This is a genomic window from Pseudovibrio flavus, assembly GCF_009711345.1.
Classification (GTDB): domain Bacteria; phylum Pseudomonadota; class Alphaproteobacteria; order Rhizobiales; family Stappiaceae; genus Pseudovibrio; species Pseudovibrio flavus.
In genome coordinates, this window is sequence record NZ_SMMA01000066.1 from 367199 (window position 1) to 388567 (window position 21369).

The window sequence follows — 21369 nt, forward strand, 5'->3', positions numbered from 1 at the left end:
TGCTTGAAATTGGGAGGGAGGAGAAAAGGAAAACGTCTAGCGCGCCAACTCCTTCATGGCTGCTTCCAGCCCTTCTAGGGTGAGCGAATACATGCGGTCATCCATCAACTGGCTAATAAGCTGAATGCTTGGCGTGTACTTCCAATGGGTTTCACGAACCGGATTAAGCCAGATCGCTTTTTGATAGGTCTGGGTAATGCGCTGCATCCACACAGCACCGGCTTCCTCGTTCCAGTGCTCTACCGAACCACCGGGATAGGTGATCTCATAGGGGCTCATGGAAGCATCTCCGACGAAAATCACCTTGTAATCATTGGGGTACTTGTGCAGCACGTCCATGGTAGACAGGCGTTCGGAGTGCCTGCGGGCGTTGTTCTTCCAGACAAACTCATAGGGGCAGTTATGGAAATAGAAGTACTCCATAACTTTGAACTCAGTGCGGGCTGCGGAGAAGAGCTCTTCACACACGCGGATGTGGTCATCCATCGAGCCGCCGATATCGAAGAACAGCAGCACTTTGACAGCGTTGCGCCGCTCTGGCCGCATGGCGATGTCCAGGATGCCTTTTTGTGCTGTACCGCGAATGGTGCCTTCAAGGTCTAGCTCTTCTGCTGCGCCTTGGCGGGCAAAGCGGCGTAAGCGCTTGAGCGCAACCTTGATGTTGCGGGTACCAAGCTCGACGCTACCGTCCAGATCCTTATAGGTGCGCTGGTCCCAAACCTTCACGGCACGGCGGTGACGGCTTTCCTGCTGGCCTATGCGCACGCCTTCTGGGTTATATCCGTAAGCACCAAAGGGAGATGTGCCTGCGGTGCCGATCCATTTGTTGCCGCCTTGGTGGCGCTTTTCCTGCTCTTCAAGGCGCTTCTTTAGCGTCTCCATGAGCTTGTCAAAGCCGCCAAGGGACTCGATCAGTTTCTTCTCTTCTTCGCTGAGGTACTTCTCGGTGAGTTTCTTGAGCCAATCCTCGGGGATCTCTGTCATAAGATCGTCACCGACGCTCTCCAGCCCTTTGAAGATATGGGAGAACACACGGTCGAACTTATCGAGGTTCTGCTCGTCCTTCACCAAAATGGAGCGGGAGAGGTAATAGAACTCTTCGACCTGCCTATGGGCGAGGTCACGGTCCATAGCTTCCATGAGCAAGAGGTATTCGCGCAGGGAAACAGGAAGGCCAGCGGATTTTAGCTCTAGAAAAAACTGGATGAACATGGGCGCAACACTAAGGTCTGCGCGTTATTGTGTCGAGCGTGAAGGCGGCATCTTCTTCTAAAGGCTAGTGCCGCCTATCGCGAAGGCTACGCTCTATCAGAGCATGCCGTGCATCCAGTCCAGAGCGAGTGCCTCGTACTTGACGATAAAGGCGTCCTTCTCATCGCAATAGATTTCAATGTCATGATTTGCGATTTGCGCGGCACGGCGTTTTACAGCTTCGTATTCGCGGGCAACCTCTGGGTGGGCACGCAAGTAGTCACGAAACGCGATATGGCGGGTTACATGTTCATCGCCAGTCGGGAAGGCGTGGATCTGGTGAGTGCGATCCATACCGCCTTTTTCGAAATAGCGGCGGCGTTCGATACCGTTTTCGCCTCGGGCCACATAGCCGAGAGCTTCTAGAGCGGCGTTTTTGCTGTCCAACTCATCAAGGCTGGTTACTTCCAGCATGATGTCGATCACCGGCTTTGCAGCCAGATCGGAGACAGAGGTGCTGCCGATGTGGTGGATGGCCGTTATGGTGTCGCCCAGAGCGTCTTTGATCAGCTGTTCTTCTACGGCGTAGTCTTGTGCCCATTGCGGATTGTGGTCGACAACTTCGACTTTTCTCACGGGTTAAGCTCCGGTTTTTTGTTTTGATTTCGCGTCCTGCGCGGACTTTTCTTCTGACTTCATGATCTCACTCATGAATTCGCCAATTGTAGGGCCGCTTGTTGCAATAAACGGGCTTGGGCGGCAAGTCTGGATAGCAGCAAGGCCGATACGCGCTGTGAGGAAACCATTGACGAGGCCTTCACCCAGGCGGGCGGAAAGACGTGCAGCAAGGCCCTGACCGATGAACTGCTCCATCACGCTGTCACCAACTGCCATGCCACCTGTCACAGCTAGGTGGGCTGCGACGTTGCGGGCAAGGCGCCAGTAACCGAAGACACCCGGTCTTGCACCGTAAAGGCGGGCGATACGGCTAACGATGCGCAGGTTCTCATAGAGCACAACGGCAATGTCCAGCAGTGCTCGCGGGCTAAGCGCCGTTACGACGGAAACACGTTTAGCGCTTTGCATCACGATGTTGCGGGCGCGGGCATCCATTGGGCCAAGAAGGTCTTTTTCCGCGAGCATCACAAGATCACGGCCATCAATCACTTCACGCAGGTGTCCTTGAAGGGCCTGTCTGCCTTGCGCGGTTTCGGCTCGTTCGCTGTAAAGGTCGGAAAGTTCCTTGAGATACTTTCTAGCGCTGTTGTCATCGTTGTTGTCGGCTGCTTGCTGCAATCCATCTTTCAGATGGTCGATTTGTGCAAGGCGGGACAGGGCACGCCATTCACGAGCGACAATACCGATGAGGCCAAGCAGAGCGAGTACCGTGAGGCCGGCGCCGATATAGCCAAGCCATTCATAACGGGCGAACAGATCGCGCAGCAAGCTGTCGATAGCAAGGCCGAGTGAGAGCGAAACCAAACCGCCGATACCGACGGTGAACACTTTACCCCAGCGTGACGGCTTGGCCTTCGGCTCTGGTGCCATTGCCCGAGGGTCTGTGGTTGCAAGTGGATTGTCGCCCGCTTCTAAAGGATCGATGAAGTCATCGAATTTCAGTTCGGTATCGACCTCGTCCAACTTGAAAGCAGTTGGCTGTCTTGGGGCAGACTTTGGGCGTTTATCTGTGTTTGTCATGCCAGCTTGTCTCCCAGAAGGAACTGTAGGGCGCGGTCCAGACGAATATGCGGCAGCGAGAGCGTTAGGCCCTCGGCTGTCTTTTCCAGTGTCGGCGGGCGGAAGCGGATGTATTTCACCTGCGGTGCTTCTTCGCCTTCTGCCGCACGCTGGGCGAGCTGGGAAAGATCATCAGGCAGGTCACCCGGGAAAATGGCTGCTTCTTCTCTGCCGTCAAACTCTGCATCACCAAGACGCTGTCCCGGAAGCGGTGTGCCGACAAGCGCGGGCATTTGCTGACCGTTGGCTTTAACGGTGGTTTGCCGAGTAGCGCGTACGGAGGCCATCGCAAGCACGTCTACTTCTGCGCCTGCAAACTGGGCTTTGGAAATGGCACCATCTACCAGCTTACGCAGCAGCTTTTGCAGCTTGTCGTGATCTTCCTTTTGCAAGTGGTCTGCTTTTGTTGCCGCGAAAACGATCTTATCGATGCGCCGCGGCAGTACAGAAGCCAGCCAGCTGCGTTTGCCCGGTCTGAAGGCATTCAGGATTTCTGTAAGCGCACTGCTGAGGTCAGAGACTGCCTCGTTGCCTGCGTTCAACGCCTGAAGTGCGTCCACCAAAACGATCTGCCTATCAAGCCGTGCAAAGTGGTTTTTGAAGAAGGGGCGAACAACGTATTTGCGATAGGCCTCGTAACGGCGCTCCATCATGGCGCGTAGAGTGCCGTTCTTTGCTCTGCCGCTTACTTTTGTGAGATCTAGCGGCGCGAAGGTCAGGGCAGGGGAACCCTCCATATCGCTCGGCATCAGGAAGCGGCCCGGAGGCAGCATAGAGAGGGCGTTTTCCTCTTCACGGCAGCGGGCAAGATAGGTTTTGAACGCGGCCGCCAGTGCTTTGGCGTCTTCTTCTGATGCCTCTTCATCCAGCTTTGGCGTCATCCGGTCCAAGCACTCGAAGAAGTCGTCGGAAAGATCCGGTCGTTTGCGGGCGCGGGAAAGGGATGCTTCGCAGAACTGCTCGTATGTCTGGTTGAGCAGAGGCAGGTCCAGCAGCCATTCGCCCGGATAGTCGATGATGTCCAAATGCAGCCGACCACGGCCCAGTTTGCGCTGCAGATAAGAGGCGGACTCATACTCGATGGTCAAACGCAGCTCGGAAATCTGATGCGTGGAATTGGGCCAGATGCGTTCCTTGGCAAGGGCGTTGATGTGCGCTTCATAGTCAAAGCGCGGCACTGCATCATCAGGCTGCGGTTGCAGTGCAGTGTTGTATATGCGGCCAGAGCTTGCTGCTTCAAACAAGGGCAAGCGGCCGCCGGCAAGCAGGTTATGTACGAGCGCGGAGATGAAAACAGTTTTACCGGAACGGGCAAGTCCCGTTACGCCAAGGCGCACGGTCGGAGTGGTGAGGTCCACTGCCGTTTCGGTCAAATTATCAATCGCGGTGCGGGTCTGGTCGAGGAATTTTGATATGGGTGTCACTATGTTTCTCCGCAGGGGCATGTGGGATGTCCCAGCAGTATTTGCAATCGCACAGCGAAATAAAATTGTCCACGCACAGGATCAAACTCAGGGTAAAACCTGCAAGGATCGCGGCTGGAAAAACGAGACAAGGCGGCCCTGTTTGGGCGTAACTTCCGACCAGCGATGAGCTTCAAAGTCGATCACCGCCATTGCTGCGGTTGGGAACTTTTCTTCCATCTGATCAAAGAGTTCCGGGTTGCCTTTGCCTGCAAGTTCCAGCGCTGTGTCCTGAATGGCAGGGTTATGCCCGATGAGCATTAGCTTGGAAGAAGGGCCACCCAAAGCGCGGATCGTGTCGATATATTGAAGGTCGCCCTGCATATAAAGATCGCGCATGATCTGGATTTTCATATCTGCCCGAAGGTGGGGCAGAAGCTGCATTAGTGTTTGCCGCGTACGAAGCGCGGTAGAGCATAAAATGGTTGCAGGGACCATTTGGTACTGCTGGATGTGCTGGCCGGCAAGGTCGGCAGCTTTCCATCCTCTCGCGTTTAACGGGCGATCATGATCGTGCAGGCCGGGCTCTGACCAGTCGGACTTGGCGTGGCGTAAAAGAAGCAGTCGCAACATATATGGGGCTCCCCTTTTAAAGCGGGCGAAGAGCCATTTGCGGCTTTTGATCTACGGCCCGTTTTGCAGTGCAGTATATTGTTATTGCTTGTTTTTCTGGGCTTAAGATTAGCCAAAGGGAGCGCTGTTGGGAAGGGGCTGGAAGCCGTGAAATCTTAAGGGGTGTCTTGCTTCTGCGCTTCTTCATAGAACGCTGCAAGAATGGATTGAAGCTGCGCTTCCTTCTGGTTGCCGCTTACCGCGACCCAAAGGGAGTAGTCTTGGTTAGTGCCTTCAAATGTCCAAAGATACTCGTGGGTCTGCTTTGTTTGACCCTTATCGGTGCGGAAAAGGGCAGCAGATGGAAAGCGCTGATCTATCAAAGCCGCAAAGCCTGCACGCTCAAAAGTGCTCTGGAACGTCTTTAGAACGGTGCCAGCGCTGCCGTGTTCATGCTGGCGAAAGATAGCCTCGAAATCCTGCCTGCTGGTGTAGGCGCAGCCGATGCCAACGCCTTCGATTACAGGAAGAACGGCGGCGCGTTCCATCAAGCCTACGCGGTCAGGACATTTCATACCGGAATAATGGCCAAGCGCTCCAACTTCTTGCCGCCAGCCACGGTAGACTTTGTCTGGCCGATAGAGCAGGCCTTCCGAAAAGGAGTTGTTTTGTGCAAGCGCGTGAGGCGCGGTGCCTATGGCAAGGCACAGCGATCCTATAGCGAACGCAGCCGCGATGTTTCTTAAAAGAGGCAACGTTCCTGCAACCACCTAGCGGCGGTTCATGAAGGCGAGGCGTTCAAACAGGTGCACATCCTGCTCGTTCTTCAGCAGTGCCCCATGCAATGGCGGAACGACTTTGCGGGCATCGTTCTCGCGGATCACCTCTGGGTCGATATCCTCGTTAAGCAGAAGCTTGATCCAGTCCAGCAACTCAGAGGTGGATGGCTTCTTCTTGAGGCCCGGTACCTCACGCAAATTATAGAAACTGCTGAGAGCTTCTTTCAGCAGGCGCTCTTTGATGTCTCCAAAGTGTACCTTGAGAATATCTTCCATGGTTTGCGCATCTGGAAACTTGATGAAGTGGAAGAAGCAGCGACGCAAAAAGGCGTCCGGCAGGTCTTTCTCGTTGTTGGAGGTGATGATCACGATAGGGCGCTGCGCTGCTTTAACGGTTTCGCCTGTTTCATAGACGTGGAACTCCATGCGGTCCAACTCAAGCAGCAGATCGTTCGGGAACTCGATGTCAGCCTTGTCGATTTCGTCGATCAGAAGCACAGGGCGCTGCTCCATCTGGAACGCCTGCCACAGCTTGCCTTTGCGGATGTAGTTGTTGATGTCCTTCACGCGTTCATCGCCAAGTTGGCTATCACGAAGGCGGGAGACTGCGTCGTACTCGTAGAGGCCCTGCTGGGCTTTGGTGGTGGACTTAACGTGCCACTCTAAAAGCGGAGCACCAACCGCATTGGCGATCTCATGGGCAAGAACTGTTTTACCGGTTCCCGGCTCGCCTTTTACCAGCAAAGGCCGTTCCAGCGTGATCGCCGCATTAACGGCCACCGTTAGGTCTTGCGTGGCAACGTAGCTTGAAGTTCCGGAAAATTTCATTGCGCAGAGTCCCCTCGAAATTCGTCAGGCGCAGAGTAGTCCCAGTGTTTTTTGAGGGCAATCCCTTCCGATAGTCTAAGTTGGCGCAGCGCGCAAAACACCTCGGCAAACATTGCTCCCTAGCGGGTGAGTGGGAAGTTTTTGCCGGTTGAGGTGGTTGGTTCTGCCGGGTGGTTCGGGCGTGTAAGCGTAGTGGGTTCTATTAAGTGTCTGTTTTTATTGGCTCTCGTCGGCTCGGTCCTGCTTGGCATTGCCTTTGCATCTTAGTGACTTGGATTTGTCTCTTATGTGAAACCTAGGTGGGCCCCTATGAGTATTTATGGTGCTATTAACTCCGCAACGACCGGTCTTGATGCGCAAGCACAGGCGCTGGAGAATATTTCCGGCAACGTCGCGAACTCCTCAACGACTGGTTATAAGCGCCTTGATACCAGCTTCTCCGATTTGGTTGCTAGTACCGGTAGTACGCAAGCCAATCAGGTTTCCGGTACGGTGTACGCCACATCCCGCGCGACCAATACGCTGCAGGGTGATATCTCTAGCTACGATCAGAACACATACATGGCCATCAATGGAAGTGGCTACTTTGTTGTGACCGATCAGGAGGGCCTTACCAGTCTTTCTCCTGACTACTATTATACCCGTGCTGGTGATTTCGAGCTGGATGCAAGCCGCCAGCTGGTCAACAGTGCCGGTTACTTCCTACAAGGTCATGGGGTTAATCCGGCAACCGGTGCTGTTAGCGATGCGCTGGAGACAATCGTTATCAGCGATCAGCCAATGCCTGCTGAGCCTTCCGATGTCATCACCTATCAGGCAAACTTGCCGTCTACTCCGGCTACCGACCGCTTTTCGCCGGACGTTATGAATTCGCAGTACATTGATGAATCCGTTTTTGCGAACAAGGCGAGCAGTGCAGGCGCGGTTACTTTTGCCAGCAGCGGTACAGCAATTTCCATTGATGATCCGATCTCTAACGCTGACGGCTTTGCTGTAGGTGATCAGTTCCGCATTCAGACGGATGCGGGGCCTGCGACCCTTGATGTGACCGCAGATACTAAGCTGCGCGACCTTCTGGAGTTCTTTAACTCCTACAATGGCGTGACTGCGGAAGTCGATCTGAATGGCGGGTTGAAGGTAGATAGCTTCATCGACTTGGAGCTCTTCCATACACCAAACGGCGGCGCAGAAGCCTCCCAGTTCGCACTGGATGCGACTTCTATCTCCAATGGTGGTTCTGTGGTCGATAACAGCACCGTTATTGCAGACAAGGAAGCGGTGTTTCTTGAGTCCACCATCTCAGGCGGTGCTGTGACCGTTTATGATACGAACGGTACGCCGGTGAACGTTGAGATGCGCTGGTCTTTGAACTCCGAGAATAACTGGTCTCTCTACTACAATAGTGATCCGAATGCGCTCGGACAGGACGTGGCTTGGTCCAAGATTGACGATGTTAGCTTTGATGCGGCGGGCCGTCTTGTCTCTCCGGCTGATGGTATGCTTTCCATTCCTGATCTGACCGTCAAGGGGGTGAGCGTTGGTGATGTGAAGCTGGACTTTGGCGTGAATAAGCTAACCCAGTACGAAGACAACATCGGTTACGCCACCAGCATTGATATTGCGCAGAACGGTTATCCTTCAGGTGAGCTGAGCGGCATCAATATTGATGATGATGGCACTGTTTCCGGTAGCTATTCCAACGGCAAGTCCATGGACCTCTACAAAATTCCTGTAGCGACCTTCGCCGCCGAGCAGGAGCTGCAACGCATCAACGGTGTGGCCTTTGCAGCAACGCCAACATCTGGTGAGCCAGACTTCCGCAATGGTGGCTCCATTCGTGCGCAGGCGCTTGAAAGCTCCAACGCTGATGTTGCTGGCGAATTCTCCAAGCTGATCATCACCCAGCAGGCTTACGCGGCAAACTCCAAGGTTCTGTCCACGGCCAACCAGATGCTGGACGATATCTTGAACGTGGTTCGCTAATTGGCCTTATGGTGCCGGGCTTTAGCTAGTCCGGCACATCCAGTTCTCAGGGTTTTGTAATGGGTTTGTCATCGGCATTAGGCGCAGCAATTTCGGGTATCAATCTCGTTAATCGCCAGATGGATGTTGCCGCGGGCAATATCACAAACGCCGATACCAAGGGCTACTCTCTCAAGAGCGTAACATCTGTTGCAGTTGTCAACGGTGATACCGGTGCAACATCTGTTCGAAGCGGCGCTGTTGAGCGGGATATCAATACGATGCTGCGTTCCGCTTATTGGCAAAACCTTAGTCAGGCGGGCCATAGTGCGGTAATGGCCGACTATACATCCCGCCTTGATCAACTCTTTGGGCAAATTGACGACCCGACCAGCTTACCTTCTTTGATGAATGATCTGACAGGCTCGCTGCGCGATTTGGCCGCTGACCCGTCTTCTCTTGCTGCCCAGTCCACTGTTATCAGCCATTCGCAGGCTCTGGCTTACGAGCTCAACAGCGCTTCGCGTGCCGTTCAGGATATGCGGAAGGACGCGGACCAGCAGGCTGTTTTGCAGGTGGATGCGCTCAACACTCTCATGCAGGATATCGAAGCGCAGGAAGACCGAATTCTGCAGGCCCGCCATTCCGGTCAATCGACTGCGAACCTTGAAGATCAGATGGATCTGCTGCTTGAGGATCTCACTGGCTTTATGGACGTGAATATCGTCACAGCGTCTGATGGTGGCCTTCGTATCTCAACGCTTTCCGGCCAGACGATTTATGATGATAAAGCCTCATCGTTTGCGCTGGATCGGACCAGCGGTTTTATGCCGGGCTCTGAAGGCGCGGCTATTTCAGTTACATCGCCAAGCGGGCAAAAGAGCGAGCTGAATAGCTACGACCTGTCTTCGGGCAGCATTGGCGCGCTGATGACACTGCGCGATGAAACTCTGCCGCAAGCACAGCGACAGCTCGACGAGATCGCGTCGCAAATGGCAATGGCTCTATCGCGTCAAACGACTGGCGGCGTTGCTGTCGATGACGGATTGGTGCCTCCTTTGCAGACCGGCCTTGCGGTTGATATCAGCCTGTTGCAGAGCGCAGGTGACCGGATCGAACTGGAGTTCGTTGATAGCCGTGGAGAGACGCGCCAGTATTCGTTTATTGCGGTCGATGATCCTTCACTTCTGCCTCTTGATAGCTCCTTGACTGCAAATCCAAATGATGTGGTCGTTGGGCTGGATATGTCAGCAGGTGCAGCTGCTATGGACGCCCAAATCCAACAGGCGTTGGGTAGTAGCTTTGCTGTCTCCACCAATGGTAGCGGGGACTTGCAAGTTTTAGCGAATGCAGGTGGGAGCGGTGTTTCGCTGAGCAAGCTGAATGTTGTGTCCTCCATGACATCGGTGAATGATGCAGGCAACGGACTGCCCGTTTTTGTTGATGGGCGGAACGGCGGTCAGCCTATTACCGGCTATCTTGAAAACGGCGGGCAGCTCACGGGTCTTTCTGCTTCCATCACCGTCAATAATGATCTCATCATGGATCCGTCTATTCTCAGTGGAACAGGAGCTGGTGGGGCCGTTGAGCAAAGCTCAATGCGGGCCGAGCAACTTCTTGCCAGCCTTACCAGCGAGACGATGTATTTCTCTTCTTCGGTAGGTATCGGTACCGAACGAGCACCCCTTAGCGGAACGGTCGCGGAGTTCGCAGGCGAATTGGTTGCAGCTCAAGGCCAGCAGAGCGCACGCGCAAGCGAGTTGGACGAGAGCGCGCAAGCAACCTTGGCACTGTCGCAAAAGAACTATGAGGACAGCTACGCGGTGGATGTTGATGCGCAGTTGGTTTTCCTCATGGAGTTGGAAAATTCCTATGCAGCCAATGCCCGCGTGCTTGATGCAATCAACCAGATGCTCGATGACCTGATGCGGGTGGTATAGTCATGTCTATTTCCGGAATTATGGGCAGCCGCTCCTACATGCTGGAGCTTATTCAAAACAAGCAGGACAAGCTTGAAACCAAGAGCATGCAGCTTGCCAGCGGCCGTGTCGCAGAAACCTACGCCGGTGTTGGTCCACAGCGTGCAACGAGCCTTTCTATCCGCACGGAAATCAGCGCAATCGACTCTTACCAGCGTTCGGTCAACTTGTCGTCCACGCAACTTGATGCGATGACCAAGACGCTTGAGCGGATGGATGAGCTTAGAACCGAAGCTGTGGGCGCGATTGACCCTAACACCTATCTGGTTGGCAGTAACGGGCACACGACAAGTCAGGCCGCAGCCAAAGTTCACATGCTTGAGGTTATCTCGCTGCTGAACACGGATGTAGCCGGTTACTACTTGTTTGGCGGTGGAGACGCCAATGCCAATCCGGTTGCGCCTATCGATACCATTCTTGAAGGTGAGGATGGTAAGATGGGGCTTAAAGATACAATGGCCGCTTATAGCGCCGCCCATCTTGGAGCAGACGGGCTCGGTCGCTTGGAAACAGCTACAACTTCGGATGCGGTATCTGCTTCTTTAACGCTTTCTGAAGATATGGTTGGTGCGTTCGGACTCTCTTTGGTCGGAGCTACAACAACCAGCGCCAGTGGAACAGCGGTCTTTGCTGCCGAAGATGCCGTGAGTGATCCGCTAAACCCTGTTCCTGCGTCTATTGTCACGTCTCTCAGCGCGCTACCAGCTGCTGGTGACACATTCACTTATGAAGTCGCTCTGCCCGATGGTACCACGCGTTCGATTGAGCTAACAGCGCAGGCGAGCGAAGGCGGGGAGGCTGGCAGCTTTGTTGTGAGCCAGAATGCGGACCCTGCAACAGCGTTTAACGAGACCATTTCTGCTATGGAAGCAGCGCTTAAGGCAGAGCTTTCTGTGTTGTCTCAAACCGAACTGAGAGCCTATTCGGACGACGTTGCTGGTCAGGAGTTCTTCGGAACCTATGAGGATGGCCGTATCCCTGATGCGCCGCGACTGCCCGATGCGGCGGGAACCGGATACGTTGATGCAAGCAGTGAACTTGCGCAGTGGTACACCGGATCACCAGACAGCGGAAACGTTAGACAGGAGAAGATTGCTCTCGTCGATAACGGCCTGAAGGTGGAGTACGGGGCGTCCGCCCTTGAAAAGCCTTTTGCTGAGCTTTTGCAGACAATGGCGGTATATGTTGCCGCAGACTTTACGCCAACTGATCCGTCTGATCCCCAGTCTCTCGCGATTGCTGAGAGCTACTACAACACCCTTTCAACTGCGACTGATAGTTTCCTCAGTGTAGAAGGGGATCGTCAGTCTGATATTCAGGCGGTCACCGTAGAAATGAGCCTAACCTATTCGGCTGTTATGAATGCCGATAGCCGTTTGGAGCAGAAGTCGCTGACCTATTCAAATATGCTCGGCGAGATTGAGGGCGTCGACAAGACCGAACTCGCCGCAGAGATTTCGTTTCTTCAGACCAATTTGGAAGCGTCCTATCAGGCAACTTCGATGTTACTGAATATGTCGATAGCCAACTATTTGAAGTGATAGCAGTTTTATTAGGGACTAAAAAAGGGGCCATCTGGCCCCTTTGTCATATCAAGCGCATTGCACATTTCTATTTTACTGGTTCGCTCTCGCCCCGCAGACCCGCTGCAATAGAGCGGTTAATCGTAATGAGCGGTTCAAGCTTTTCTGCATCTGGGCGCGCCATAATTTCCAAGGTATGACGGAAGATGAACATGGCGAGGTTCGCCATATTGTTCTGCACTTCAAGCGGAAGCGGGCTTTCTTCTGCCGTCGCTTCGGTTGCCAGAACAGTCCAAGCTGTGCGGTTGAAGATCAGAATATCGTTGCGCTCTTCACGGCGAATATCATCCCAGCTGTTTTTTAGCATGGTGAGCTGAGTTGCTGCTTTCAAAAGCAAGGTTGCTTCCAGCTCACGCGGGTCACCGGTTACTGTGGCGTTATTCTGGTAGGCTTGAGTTGCTTGATGATACATGACCGAGAAGGGTCCTTTCGTACTCAATAAGTTTTTTAGCTTCTTTCAGGGCCTTGTAGTAAGCGCCTTCCAAAATAGCCTTGCTGATATCTGTAAGGTAAGGCAGCGTGCTCGGCGCCGCGTTTACGATCTGGCTCACCAGATCAAAATATTCATCTCGAACAACGTCAGTGGAACGGTGAAGGTACATAAGCTGCACTGCTAGATAGATGCGCAGGGCAGGGGAGTTTGCATCCTTGACTGCGAGGATGTCCTTTTCCCTCAGAATTGGCGCGTTTCCTTCAACGGAAAAACGAGCGCGCGCGGGACCGTTGGTGATGAGTGCTTCACCAACAATAATCTTCTCTCCCGGCTTTAATTCGACCTTAAGTGCCACTGTAATTTTCTGCGTAAATTTAACTACGCAATATTTAGTGTAAATTGGTTAATGAAATCGATACAGGCTTTTGACTGATAGCCGGCTAAATTACCGAAATTTCCATCGGTTACTTCAAGTTAACAAGCTGAAAATAAACTGTTTATTCTGTTTTGTCGGTTGGGTGGGATGGATATAAAACAACGTTGGATTATCGAGGTTTATATAGTCAAAATATATTAGGTATTAATACCTTCTTAAGGGAAATCACAGAGCCTGCTCGCAACGCTCCAGAAGGGGTGTGGTTCAAGGATGAACCTTTGATTTTCTAGAAGGAAATTTTCTATGTCTGATATTACACTTACCGCGTCAGTTCGCTCCAATCTGAGCACTCTCCAGTCCACCGCAAACCTGATCAGCCAGACGCAGGAACGCCTCGCGACTGGCCAGAAAGTTAACTCGGCGCTGGATAACCCGAATTCATTCTTCACCGCTGCAAGCCTGAACAACCGCGCTTCTGACCTTTCCAACCTGCAGGATGACATTGGTCAGTCCGTTTCCACTCTGGAAGCTGCTGATGCCGGTATTTCCGCTGTTTCTGAGCTTGTTGATGCGGCAAAAGCTAAAGCAAACCAGGCACTGCAGAGCGAAAGCGCTGATGACCGTGCAAAGTATGCTGCTGAGTTCAACGAACTGCGTACCCAGATTCAGGACATCGCTAAGGACTCCGGTTACAAGGGCAAGAACCTTCTTGCAGGTGACGGCAACGACCTTGACGTGAAATTCAACGAAGATGGTTCTTCTTCCTTGAACATCATGGCTGTTGACTACACAGACCTTGCAAACGGTTCCCTTCGCATCAACGAAATTGGCACAACCGCAGCGGTCAGCGCAGTTGACAACAACGGCACTCTGGCTCTCGGTCTGGGCACTGGCACAGACAACAACCAGACATTCGATCTGGACGGTGCTGGCGCTGGCGTTAGCGGTACGACCACTCTGGACAGTCTTGCTGACTTCTCCACCGGCGGTACCATCTCTATCAGCACCGATGGCGGCACAACCACCAATGACTTTGTAATTGGTACTACTGGGTCCACCGTCGATGACCTGAAGGCTTTCGTTGAAGCAAACGGTGGTGACGCAACTGTTGACATCAGCACTGGTGACTTCGTTGTTGACACCAACTCCAACCCACTGGCATTCACCTACACTGCTGCTGCTTCTGAAAGCGGTGCGCCGTTTGCAGGTGTTTCCGTTGCTGCTGACGTTGCTGCACAGGATTCTACAACACAGCTTTCCAGCTTGTCCGCATTCGATGCTGGCGATAAGATCAGCATGAGCGTTGCTGGTGGCACTGCTGTTGAGTTCACTGTCTCTGCTACCAGCACTGTTCAGGATCTTTCAGACTTCATCTCTGCAAATTCTGATGCAACTGCTAGCGTTACAGGCGGTGTGTTCACTGTTGACACCAACAAAGACGCTCTTTCCTTCTCCACCAGCGGTACCGGTTCTGGTTTCACTAACACCGACATTGCTGCGGATGTTGCTGCGACTACCGGCTCCATGTGGGAAAGCGATGCAACCATCGAGGCAACTCTTGCCGAGCTGGACAAAGCGGCAAACGATCTGCGCGCACAGGCAACCACTTTCGGTACGAACATGACCGTGGTTGAGAACCGCCAGAACTTCACCACCAACATGATTGAAACTCTTCAGGTTGGTGCTGGTAAGCTGACACTTGCTGACATGAACACCGAAGGTGCGAACCTGTCTGCTCTTCAGACGCAGCAGTCCATCGCAACTTCTACTCTGTCTCTTGCAACTCAGGCTAACCAGAACGTTCTGCAGCTTCTGCGTTAATCCAAGAGCTTTGAGCTTTACAGCAAAAACGCCGCCTCGAAAGGGCGGCGTTTTTTCTATTATAGTAGCCAAGAAAAAGCAGAGGTTTGGTTAGCTTTCCAAATTTGCGCGCTGTTCTGCTACTGCGCGTACTTCTGCCCGAGTTTCCTCAATCGAGCTTGTTTCTGCCGGTGTTGCGGCCTTGATAACTTCCGGAGGAGTTTCGCTTTGGGCGGTATCGGGCTTTTGATCAAGAAAGCCTGCTTCCTGAATGTTCAAAAGCTGATCGATGAAAACGCGAATCTTGCGGACGGTCTCAGTCGGAACCTCGAAGATAACTTCGCCCTCTGGCTCGGTGCGTAGACGATAGACCATATCGCCAGACTCATCATCGCGAACGCGTTCCTTGATGATGCGCACTTCCTCGCTCTCCGCAGATCCTTGCGGCGGAATTCCAGTTCGTGTGTCGGAGGCAAAAGCTTTGTCGGAGGCAGTGTTTGCCTTGTCAGTATCTGTTGCAGAGCTGACTGTTAGGCCCTTTTCAAGCTCTGTTTCTACCGCATCATCATCTACCTTGGTAATAGATGCGGCGGGAGATAGTGCATGCTGAAACAAAGATGCGCGATGTGATCCCAGATCCATAGTCCAGCTCCCCTGTAAAATACAAAAAACTATTGTGTATTATTGACAGTAAACCGAAAAATAGACTGAAATCAAATACGGGTATTTTACTAAATTTAAAGTAAAATTCTCATTATTTACTATTGCATATGAGCTTGGTGACTATAGCTACAGCTGACGGTTGATGGCAATGCCCCGTGCGCCTTTTTGCGGTTGGTTTTGCATGCCACCTGCGGAATAGGTCTTGGTCTGCATAGATGACCCAACGGCTTTCGCCACTGTCTCGACAACTGTGTCTGTAACGGAGCGCGCTGTGGCAACGACAGACAGGTTTTTCTGCAATATCGGACGAATGGTGCTGTGCTGCTCGCGCATCTGAGCAACAGCTTGTGGTGCCAGATTACCAAGGGCGATAGCGTTTTTCTGCGCGAGCCGTACACCGTGCATGTAGGTGTGAATAGCAGCGCTTTTCTTGGGTGCCACCACGGAGAGGCTTTTGAGCTCGCCGCGTTTCAAGATGTCCGTTTCCTCGTTGATGACGGTTACGAGGTTGGTGAGGGCAGTTTCGAAACGCTGACAAAACTGCATGGCCTGCGCTGCGGTTGTGATAGCGTTTTGATCGAATTCCAGTTCTTCAACTGCGCTCTTGTTCGTATCGTTGGACATCTAGATCTCTTGTAGTTGAAGAAGTTGCTGCTTCATTGCATCGGCAAGGCCAATACCGCCGTTTTCGGAGAGGGATGCGGCGTATTCGTTTACTTGCAGGGAGCGCCATGCCTCACTGCCAGCGCCGCCGCCATAGAGGCTGTCTTCACCAAGGCCGGAAAACATGCTCTGCAGCATTTGGTTGAGAAAGACAGCTTCAAACTCTTCCGCCTTCTTCTGAAGCTCGGGATTGAGTGTTTGGCTCGCCTTTTGAGCAGGAGTGTCCTGCAGGGCTAGAAGGTTTGCGGAAAGCTGTGCTGAAAGGGACATAATCAAAGCACCTCAATTTCCGCCTGCAGAGCACCTGCGGCCTTGATCGCCTGCAAAATGGAGATCAGGTCACGCGGGCCTATGCCTAGCGCGTTCAGGCCGTCTACAAGCTCTTGAAGCGTCACAGACTCTGAAAGGAGTGCCATCTGGGTTTCGTCTTCAGTGAGGGCGACATTGGTGCGTGGTACGATTTCCGTTGTACCTTCCGAGAAAGGCGCGGGCTGGCTTACCTGGGGGCTTTCAGCGATGGTCACGGTCAGGTTGCCCTGCGCAACTGCAACGGTTGAGACCTTCACTTGCTGGCCCATTACGATGATGCCGCTGCTTTCGTCGATGACGATTTTTGCAGGCAGATCAGGCTCTACAAGCAGTTGCTCAATGTCGGTGAGAAGGTCGACAATGTTGCCGTCAAACTGACGAGGAAGGCGGAGCTGAACGGTGCCCGGATCAAGAGGCTCTGCTGTCGGCAGACCGATCATCTCATTGATTGCAATAGCCACTCTGCGCGCTGTCGTCAGATCTGGGTTTCGTAGTGCAACGCGAACAGAACTCATCGAGGCTAGTTTGAAATCCAGTTCCCGCTCAACCAATGCGCCACCTGCAATGCGGCCTGATGTTGGTACGCCTCGTGTAATGGAGGCTGCTTCACCCTGAACCGAGAAACCTGCAATTGCGACAGGACCTTGCGCGATGGCATAGGCCTCACCATCAGCGCCCATAAGCGGGGTAACGAGAAGCGTTCCGCCTTGCAGGCTACCAGAGTCACCCAAAGCGCTTACAGATACGTCAATGCGGGTGCCTTGGGTTGAGAACGGCGGCAAGTTTGCAGTGACCATTACTGCGGCGACGTTTTGTGTGTTGAGATCCAACTCGTTGGTGTTCACGCCGAGGCGCTCCAACATGGCGCGAAGGCTTTGACGGGTGAATGGTGAGTTCCGCAAGCTGTCGCCAGTGCCCTGAAGGCCAACGACAAGGCCGTAGCCAATTAGTTGGTTATCTCTAATGCCCTCAAAGTCTGCGATGTCCTTGATGCGGGAAGCTGCATGCGCGGAGGTCGCAATTGCAGCGACTGTAATAATCGCGGCGAAAACACCCCATATGCCTTTTCTGAAAGCAGCTTTTGCCATTGGACACCCTGAACCCGTAACTGTTGGAACTAACTGGGAATGCGAAAAGCATGCCACTGATGCCTATTCTGAGCTGGTGGTTAGTCTGTTGAATTTACGAGTGTTTTTCGTCAGGTGTGGAAAGGTGTCTTAGGTAGGGCTGTTATCTGGCCGGCAAATATTGCCTAATTGGTAAAAATATCTAGTTCTCATCGGCAGTAATTGACTAGCGCATGTTTGGCTCTGGGGAGGAGTTGCAATGGTTTTGATCAGAGGGACCTCTTTAACCGGAACTGGGGCCATCCAGCCTGCTAAACGCAAGGTAAAGGATGGTCAGGGTAGCTCGGAGGCTTTTTCCCTAGATGCCGATCCGCAAGAAACAATTGCTGCTGCGGCAACTGGGAGCGCGGCGAGTTTAAACGGCGTTGATGCCTTACTGGCCTTGCAGGAACTCGACGGTCCAGCGCCAGATTCGCGAAAAGCGCTGCGTCAGGGATATGATCTTTTGGATGAGTTGGAGCAGCTAAAGCTATCACTCCTTGAGGGGAGAGTTAGCCCCCAGCAGCTTGATAAGATTCTCAATTTGGTGCGCATGCGGGTAGCTTCCGGAAATAGAGAACTTGATGAAACTTTGGGTCAGATTGAGGTAAGAGCCAGAATCGAACTGGCGAAATTAGGGCAGTTTGTGGATTAAACTAGTAATTAATGCTTATTCACAGTGACAATAAGTCCTTCTACTTGGCTGAATTAAAGGGGGATTTTTCCGCTCTTTCGTATTAAACGCTTTTGGTTAGTTGTTGTTTGGCGCGCGCATGGCTATATTCCAGCCGCCAACAGAGGTAGCCGGAGTTACAAATGGCGGTTGATATCGCAGCTGACTATCGTCCATCAGAGAACGAGCCGTTCATGAACGAACGGCAGGTCGAGTATTTCCGTCGGAAATTGCTCGCGTGGAAAGAAGATATCCTGCAAGAGAGCAAGGAAACACTTGCCGCACTGCAAGAGGAAAGCCAGAACCATCCGGATTTGGCGGACCGTGCGTCTTCCGAAACAGACCGTTCCATTGAGCTGAGAGCACGAGATCGTCAGCGTAAACTTATCGCGAAGATTGACGATGCGTTGGAACGCATTGACGATGGGTCCTATGGGTATTGCGAAGAAACTGGAGAACCCATCTCCGTTCGTCGTCTTGATGCCCGTCCTATCGCAACGCTTTCTATCGAGGCGCAAGAAGCGCACGAGCGTAGAGAAAAAATCTACCGCGACGATTAAGAGCATGGAAGTTGAAGTGGCGGGTCTGCTGGATTCTCCGCTTTGATCATTGGTATGGCAGGTTTGAGGGGCTCTTCATTCCGGCTGGACCCACTAAACAAAAAACGGGTGCGATGTGCTGGGGAGCAAATCATCGCACCCGTTTTTGCTGCCCAAATGCCTATGGATTACATCGGGCAGGCTGGGGTTCGGGTATTGGTTTAGAACGGTAGAACGATATCCAGCACCTGATTGCCATAACGTGGCTGCTGCGCGGCGGTGATTTGCCCGCGGCCACCGTAACCGATGCGGGCTTCGGCAATCTTCTGGCTGTCGATGGTGTTATCTGACGAGATGTCTTGCGGGCGTACCACGCCGCCAACGATCAACTCGCGAACTTCGTAATTGACGCGAACTTCCTGTCTTCCCTCAATCACCATATTTCCGTTTGGCAGTATCTGCGTCACCACCGCCGCAACTGTTGTCTTCAGCTCTTCCTTGCGATCAATAGAACCGCTGCCGTTGAATGCGCTCTGGCTGTTGACGCTTGCCATTGCATCGGCAGATGCACCTGCTGGCAGGGCAACGGTATTGATGGCTGCGCCAAGTGCTCCGCCAGCGCCATGTTCACGGCTGTTGCTGCGTGTGTTGGTGGAAGAGTTATCAAAAGCTGCTTCGTCAGAAATTGTCACAACGACCGTGAGGATGTCGCCAACGCGTTTGGCTCGTTGATCTTGAAAGAACGCACGGTTACCAGAGCGCCATAGTGAGTTTGCGTTGTAGTGCTCTGGCTGCTTGCTTGGCATTGGCATCTGCACAGGACGGTAACCTGGCATTGTTGTCGGATCTTGAATGGCGGTGAGGACCGGTTCCTGACCAACCTTCGCCAGATCATTAGACATGGTGCAGCCCGCGGTCAGCAAACAGCATGCGGTAACTAGAAGTTTTTTCATTTTCATCTTGTTGCTTCCTCTAGGCGGGCATGTAGAGCAGCTTGCGAAGCGACCACCACCTGTGCCGGGCCAATGACTTTCGCCAAGAGCTTCTTGCGGGACGTCGGATTGGTGACTTCGACCAAGTCGCCAAGAGCGCCATCTGCCCGAGCAAGAGCGATCGTGGTGAGTTGCAGTCCTGCGCTCTTGTAAAGAACGGTGACACGCTCACCGCGTTCCACCAGTGTCGGCTGGCTGATGTCTTTGCTGCTAAGGGCGAAGTTTGCCTTCATCGAGCGGCGAAGCTGCATTCCATGCGCGTCAGCGAAAGAAAGCGGAGCGCGGCCACGCATTTTGGTCATCGGAACTTCGATGATCTGCAGATCTTCAGTGCCAATGATGCTTCCCTTTTCAAGAGGGCGGGTAAGGGCAACTGTCTCCAGAAGTGGTTGCGCGATGCCGGAAACCGAAAGTGTTGCTTTGCGATCGCCTTTGGCAATTTCAAACAGAGCGCTAAAGCGCTTGTTGGTTGCGTTGTGTTCCAGTCGCAGCAGTTTTACCGGCGTCAGAGCAGAAAGGTCTGCGTAGAGTGGCTGCGGCAGACGGCTGGAAATCTCGATCTGCAGCTTGTCTCCGGCGTGCCGGATTTGCTGGCTAAGCACCTGTGAGAGCTGATGTTTGATGTAGCCCTCATCTACAAACAAAGACGCGCGAGAAACTTGCACCTGCGCCAGCCCGCTGGTTGTCGCGTCCAGCATGCCGGCGGCCTGTGCGCGCTGTGCAACCTGAAGGGCAGAGACGCCTCCTGACGTGCCAAGATCAGGAGATTGGAATAGCGGGATCTGTGCAAGAGTGCCGGCGCCTTCGTAGAAGTCGCCAATGGTGACAAGAGGTCCTGCAACAGAAACTTGCGCTCTCAATGTTGGCTCAGCGCTCGCGTTTTGGTTAGTGAACATTGCGCCAAATGCGAGAGCGACTGCGAGAATACCTTTACGCATCATCTACCGCTCCTAGCGCATGTTGGTTGTTGTTGAGTACATCTCGTCGGCGGCTTTCACGATCTTGGAATTCATCTCGTAAGCACGCTGCGCTGCGATGAGGTCGGATAGCTCGGTCACTGCATCAACGTTCGCCGCTTCAATGAAGCCTTGAAGAAGGTCGCCTGTACCGTCTACGCCCGGAGCGCCAACCTGAGCCGGGCCGCTGGCTTCGGATTCCAGAAAGAGGTTGTCGCCAACGGCTTCCAGTCCGGCTTTGTTGGCAAAGCGGGCCAGTTCGATCTGTCCCAGATTAACAACGGCGCCGCCTGGCGTGATCGCCTGTACCTGACCTTCGTTGTTGATGGTGATATCGCGCACATCATCAGGAATGTTGATGGCAGGCTGAACAATGTAGCCGTTGTTGTTAACGAGCGTTCCGTCTTGTGAGCGGTTGAACGAGCCATCTCGTGTGTAGGCGGAAGAGCCATCCGGCTGCTGAATTTGGAAGAAGCCTTCACCGCGAATAGCTATGTCCAGACTCTTGCCTGTTTCGCTCATAGTGCCTTGAGACATGATGCGTGTGGTCGCGGCTGCGTAAACACCGGAGCCGATCTGCACGCCGTTTGGCAAGATGGTTCCTACTTCCGAAGTCTGGGTGCCCATGCGGCGCTGGTTTTCATAGAGCAGGTCTTGAAAATCTGCGCGCTGGCGCTTGTAGCCGGTGGTGCGCATGTTGGCGACGTTGTTGGAAATAACCTCGACGTTGAGTTCCTGTGCCTTCATACCGGTTGCTGCAATGTACAGGGCTTTCATGATGCTAT

Annotated in this window: 22 protein-coding genes; 6 read left to right on the forward strand and 16 right to left on the reverse strand. The window is 53.2% G+C overall.

All coding sequences use genetic code 11. The annotated features are described in order from the left end of the window. Window positions 1-36: 36 nt before the first annotated feature. From E1162_RS18590 to E1162_RS18620, 7 genes are all read right to left on the reverse strand, one after another. Window positions 37-1212: a vWA domain-containing protein gene (locus E1162_RS18590; protein WP_155134634.1), complete on the reverse strand. Its 1176-nt coding sequence runs from the start codon at window positions 1210-1212 to the stop codon at window positions 37-39. 96 nt (window positions 1213-1308) lie between these two features. Continuing rightward, window positions 1309-1827: a GrpB family protein gene (locus E1162_RS18595; protein ID WP_371312017.1), complete on the reverse strand. Its 519-nt coding sequence runs from the start codon at window positions 1825-1827 to the stop codon at window positions 1309-1311. Between the two features lie 3 nt (window positions 1828-1830). Further along, window positions 1831-2889: a YcjF family protein gene (locus E1162_RS18600; protein ID WP_155134637.1), complete on the reverse strand. Its 1059-nt coding sequence runs from the start codon at window positions 2887-2889 to the stop codon at window positions 1831-1833. Next, window positions 2886-4352, reverse strand: a complete 1467-nt coding sequence (locus E1162_RS18605; RefSeq protein WP_371312018.1) for a YcjX family GTP-binding protein — start codon at window positions 4350-4352, stop codon at window positions 2886-2888. The genes E1162_RS18600 and E1162_RS18605 overlap by 4 nt, the downstream gene beginning before the upstream one ends. Window positions 4353-4439: 87 nt before the next feature. After that, window positions 4440-4964, reverse strand: coding sequence for a SixA phosphatase family protein (locus tag E1162_RS18610; RefSeq protein ID WP_155134643.1), 525 nt, complete (start codon window positions 4962-4964; stop codon window positions 4440-4442). Between the two features lie 155 nt (window positions 4965-5119). Further along, window positions 5120-5698 carry a hypothetical protein gene (locus tag E1162_RS18615; protein ID WP_155134646.1) on the reverse strand — a complete coding sequence of 193 codons (579 nt, stop codon included), beginning with the start codon at window positions 5696-5698 and terminating at the stop codon, window positions 5120-5122. Window positions 5699-5713: 15 nt separating this feature from the next. Then, window positions 5714-6550, reverse strand: coding sequence for an AAA family ATPase (locus tag E1162_RS18620; RefSeq protein WP_155134649.1), 837 nt, complete (start codon window positions 6548-6550; stop codon window positions 5714-5716). A 309-nt stretch (window positions 6551-6859) separates the two neighbouring features. Between E1162_RS18620 and E1162_RS18625 the strand changes: the two genes are divergently transcribed. From E1162_RS18625 to E1162_RS18635, 3 genes are read left to right on the forward strand one after another with little or no spacing between them, the layout of a single operon-like run. Beyond that, window positions 6860-8533, forward strand: a complete 1674-nt coding sequence (locus tag E1162_RS18625) for a flagellar hook protein FlgE (RefSeq protein ID WP_155134652.1) — start codon at window positions 6860-6862, stop codon at window positions 8531-8533. A gap of 59 nt (window positions 8534-8592) precedes the next feature. After that, the gene (gene flgK, locus E1162_RS18630; RefSeq protein WP_155134654.1) at window positions 8593-10452 is read left to right on the forward strand and encodes a flagellar hook-associated protein FlgK; all 1860 of its coding nucleotides are present in this window, start codon (window positions 8593-8595) and stop codon (window positions 10450-10452) included. A 2-nt stretch (window positions 10453-10454) separates the two neighbouring features. Then, window positions 10455-12032 (forward strand): hypothetical protein, encoded by a 1578-nt coding sequence (locus tag E1162_RS18635; protein ID WP_155134657.1) that lies wholly within the window; start codon window positions 10455-10457, stop codon window positions 12030-12032. A 70-nt stretch (window positions 12033-12102) separates the two neighbouring features. Here the strand turns inward: E1162_RS18635 and flaF are convergent, their stop codons facing one another. Further along, on the reverse strand, window positions 12103-12486 hold the full coding sequence (gene flaF, locus E1162_RS18640) for a flagellar biosynthesis regulator FlaF (RefSeq protein WP_155134660.1): 384 nt from the start codon (window positions 12484-12486) through the stop codon (window positions 12103-12105). Continuing rightward, window positions 12452-12862: a flagellar biosynthesis repressor FlbT gene (locus E1162_RS18645; protein WP_371312019.1), complete on the reverse strand. Its 411-nt coding sequence runs from the start codon at window positions 12860-12862 to the stop codon at window positions 12452-12454. Before E1162_RS18645 ends, flaF begins: the two co-directional genes overlap by 35 nt. Window positions 12863-13186: 324 nt before the next feature. Here E1162_RS18645 and E1162_RS18650 point away from each other — a divergent pair, with 324 nt between their 5' ends. Beyond that, on the forward strand, window positions 13187-14704 hold the full coding sequence (locus E1162_RS18650) for a flagellin N-terminal helical domain-containing protein (RefSeq protein ID WP_155134663.1): 1518 nt from the start codon (window positions 13187-13189) through the stop codon (window positions 14702-14704). Window positions 14705-14794: 90 nt separating this feature from the next. Here E1162_RS18650 and E1162_RS18655 read toward each other — a convergent pair whose 3' ends face one another. The 4 genes from E1162_RS18655 to E1162_RS18670 form a co-directional block, all read right to left on the reverse strand. After that, complete coding sequence (locus tag E1162_RS18655; RefSeq protein ID WP_155134666.1) at window positions 14795-15325, reverse strand: hypothetical protein; 531 nt, start codon at window positions 15323-15325, stop codon at window positions 14795-14797. Window positions 15326-15472: 147 nt separating this feature from the next. Then, window positions 15473-15970 carry a hypothetical protein gene (locus E1162_RS18660; RefSeq protein ID WP_155134669.1) on the reverse strand — a complete coding sequence of 166 codons (498 nt, stop codon included), beginning with the start codon at window positions 15968-15970 and terminating at the stop codon, window positions 15473-15475. Then, the gene (locus tag E1162_RS18665) at window positions 15971-16279 is read right to left on the reverse strand and encodes a rod-binding protein (protein ID WP_155134672.1); all 309 of its coding nucleotides are present in this window, start codon (window positions 16277-16279) and stop codon (window positions 15971-15973) included. Between the two features lie 2 nt (window positions 16280-16281). Next, window positions 16282-17406: a flagellar basal body P-ring protein FlgI gene (locus E1162_RS18670; protein ID WP_155134675.1), complete on the reverse strand. Its 1125-nt coding sequence runs from the start codon at window positions 17404-17406 to the stop codon at window positions 16282-16284. Between the two features lie 238 nt (window positions 17407-17644). Here E1162_RS18670 and E1162_RS18675 point away from each other — a divergent pair, with 238 nt between their 5' ends. Both E1162_RS18675 and dksA read left to right on the forward strand, forming a co-directional pair. Then, the gene (locus E1162_RS18675; RefSeq protein ID WP_155134677.1) at window positions 17645-18079 is read left to right on the forward strand and encodes a flagellar assembly protein FliX; all 435 of its coding nucleotides are present in this window, start codon (window positions 17645-17647) and stop codon (window positions 18077-18079) included. A 161-nt stretch (window positions 18080-18240) separates the two neighbouring features. Next, entirely contained in the window at window positions 18241-18657 is a 417-nt protein-coding gene (gene dksA, locus E1162_RS18680; RefSeq protein ID WP_155134680.1) for an RNA polymerase-binding protein DksA, read from the forward strand. Between the two features lie 200 nt (window positions 18658-18857). Here the strand turns inward: dksA and flgH are convergent, their stop codons facing one another. The 3 genes from flgH to flgG are packed head-to-tail and all read right to left on the reverse strand — an operon-like array spanning window position 18858 to window position 21361. Then, on the reverse strand, window positions 18858-19589 hold the full coding sequence (gene flgH / locus E1162_RS18685; protein ID WP_371312020.1) for a flagellar basal body L-ring protein FlgH: 732 nt from the start codon (window positions 19587-19589) through the stop codon (window positions 18858-18860). Window positions 19590-19591: 2 nt separating this feature from the next. After that, complete coding sequence (flgA, locus tag E1162_RS18690) at window positions 19592-20569, reverse strand: flagellar basal body P-ring formation chaperone FlgA (RefSeq protein ID WP_155134687.1); 978 nt, start codon at window positions 20567-20569, stop codon at window positions 19592-19594. Between the two features lie 9 nt (window positions 20570-20578). Then, window positions 20579-21361 (reverse strand): flagellar basal-body rod protein FlgG, encoded by a 783-nt coding sequence (flgG, locus tag E1162_RS18695; protein ID WP_155134689.1) that lies wholly within the window; start codon window positions 21359-21361, stop codon window positions 20579-20581. Between the last annotated feature and the right edge of the window lie 8 nt (window positions 21362-21369).

Bases quoted from the DNA above. Each gene is read 5' to 3' on its own strand.
- E1162_RS18590 (WP_155134634.1), bottom strand. From the start codon at position 1,212: ATGTTCATCCAGTTTTTTCTAGAGCTAAAATCCGCTGGCCTTCCTGTT.
- E1162_RS18600 (WP_155134637.1), bottom strand. From the start codon at position 2,889: ATGACAAACACAGATAAACGCCCAAAGTCTGCCCCAAGACAGCCAACT.
- E1162_RS18610 (WP_155134643.1), bottom strand. From the start codon at position 4,964: ATGTTGCGACTGCTTCTTTTACGCCACGCCAAGTCCGACTGGTCAGAG.
- E1162_RS18620 (WP_155134649.1), bottom strand. From the start codon at position 6,550: ATGAAATTTTCCGGAACTTCAAGCTACGTTGCCACGCAAGACCTAACG.
- E1162_RS18625 (WP_155134652.1), top strand. From the start codon at position 6,860: ATGAGTATTTATGGTGCTATTAACTCCGCAACGACCGGTCTTGATGCG.
- flgK (WP_155134654.1), top strand. From the start codon at position 8,593: ATGGGTTTGTCATCGGCATTAGGCGCAGCAATTTCGGGTATCAATCTC.
- E1162_RS18635 (WP_155134657.1), top strand. From the start codon at position 10,455: ATGTCTATTTCCGGAATTATGGGCAGCCGCTCCTACATGCTGGAGCTT.
- flaF (WP_155134660.1), bottom strand. From the start codon at position 12,486: ATGTATCATCAAGCAACTCAAGCCTACCAGAATAACGCCACAGTAACC.
- E1162_RS18650 (WP_155134663.1), top strand. From the start codon at position 13,187: ATGTCTGATATTACACTTACCGCGTCAGTTCGCTCCAATCTGAGCACT.
- E1162_RS18655 (WP_155134666.1), bottom strand. From the start codon at position 15,325: ATGGATCTGGGATCACATCGCGCATCTTTGTTTCAGCATGCACTATCT.
- E1162_RS18660 (WP_155134669.1), bottom strand. From the start codon at position 15,970: ATGTCCAACGATACGAACAAGAGCGCAGTTGAAGAACTGGAATTCGAT.
- E1162_RS18665 (WP_155134672.1), bottom strand. From the start codon at position 16,279: ATGTCCCTTTCAGCACAGCTTTCCGCAAACCTTCTAGCCCTGCAGGAC.
- E1162_RS18670 (WP_155134675.1), bottom strand. From the start codon at position 17,406: ATGGCAAAAGCTGCTTTCAGAAAAGGCATATGGGGTGTTTTCGCCGCG.
- E1162_RS18675 (WP_155134677.1), top strand. From the start codon at position 17,645: ATGGTTTTGATCAGAGGGACCTCTTTAACCGGAACTGGGGCCATCCAG.
- dksA (WP_155134680.1), top strand. From the start codon at position 18,241: ATGGCGGTTGATATCGCAGCTGACTATCGTCCATCAGAGAACGAGCCG.
- flgH (WP_371312020.1), bottom strand. From the start codon at position 19,589: ATGAAAAAACTTCTAGTTACCGCATGCTGTTTGCTGACCGCGGGCTGC.
- flgA (WP_155134687.1), bottom strand. From the start codon at position 20,569: ATGATGCGTAAAGGTATTCTCGCAGTCGCTCTCGCATTTGGCGCAATG.
- flgG (WP_155134689.1), bottom strand. From the start codon at position 21,361: ATGAAAGCCCTGTACATTGCAGCAACCGGTATGAAGGCACAGGAACTC.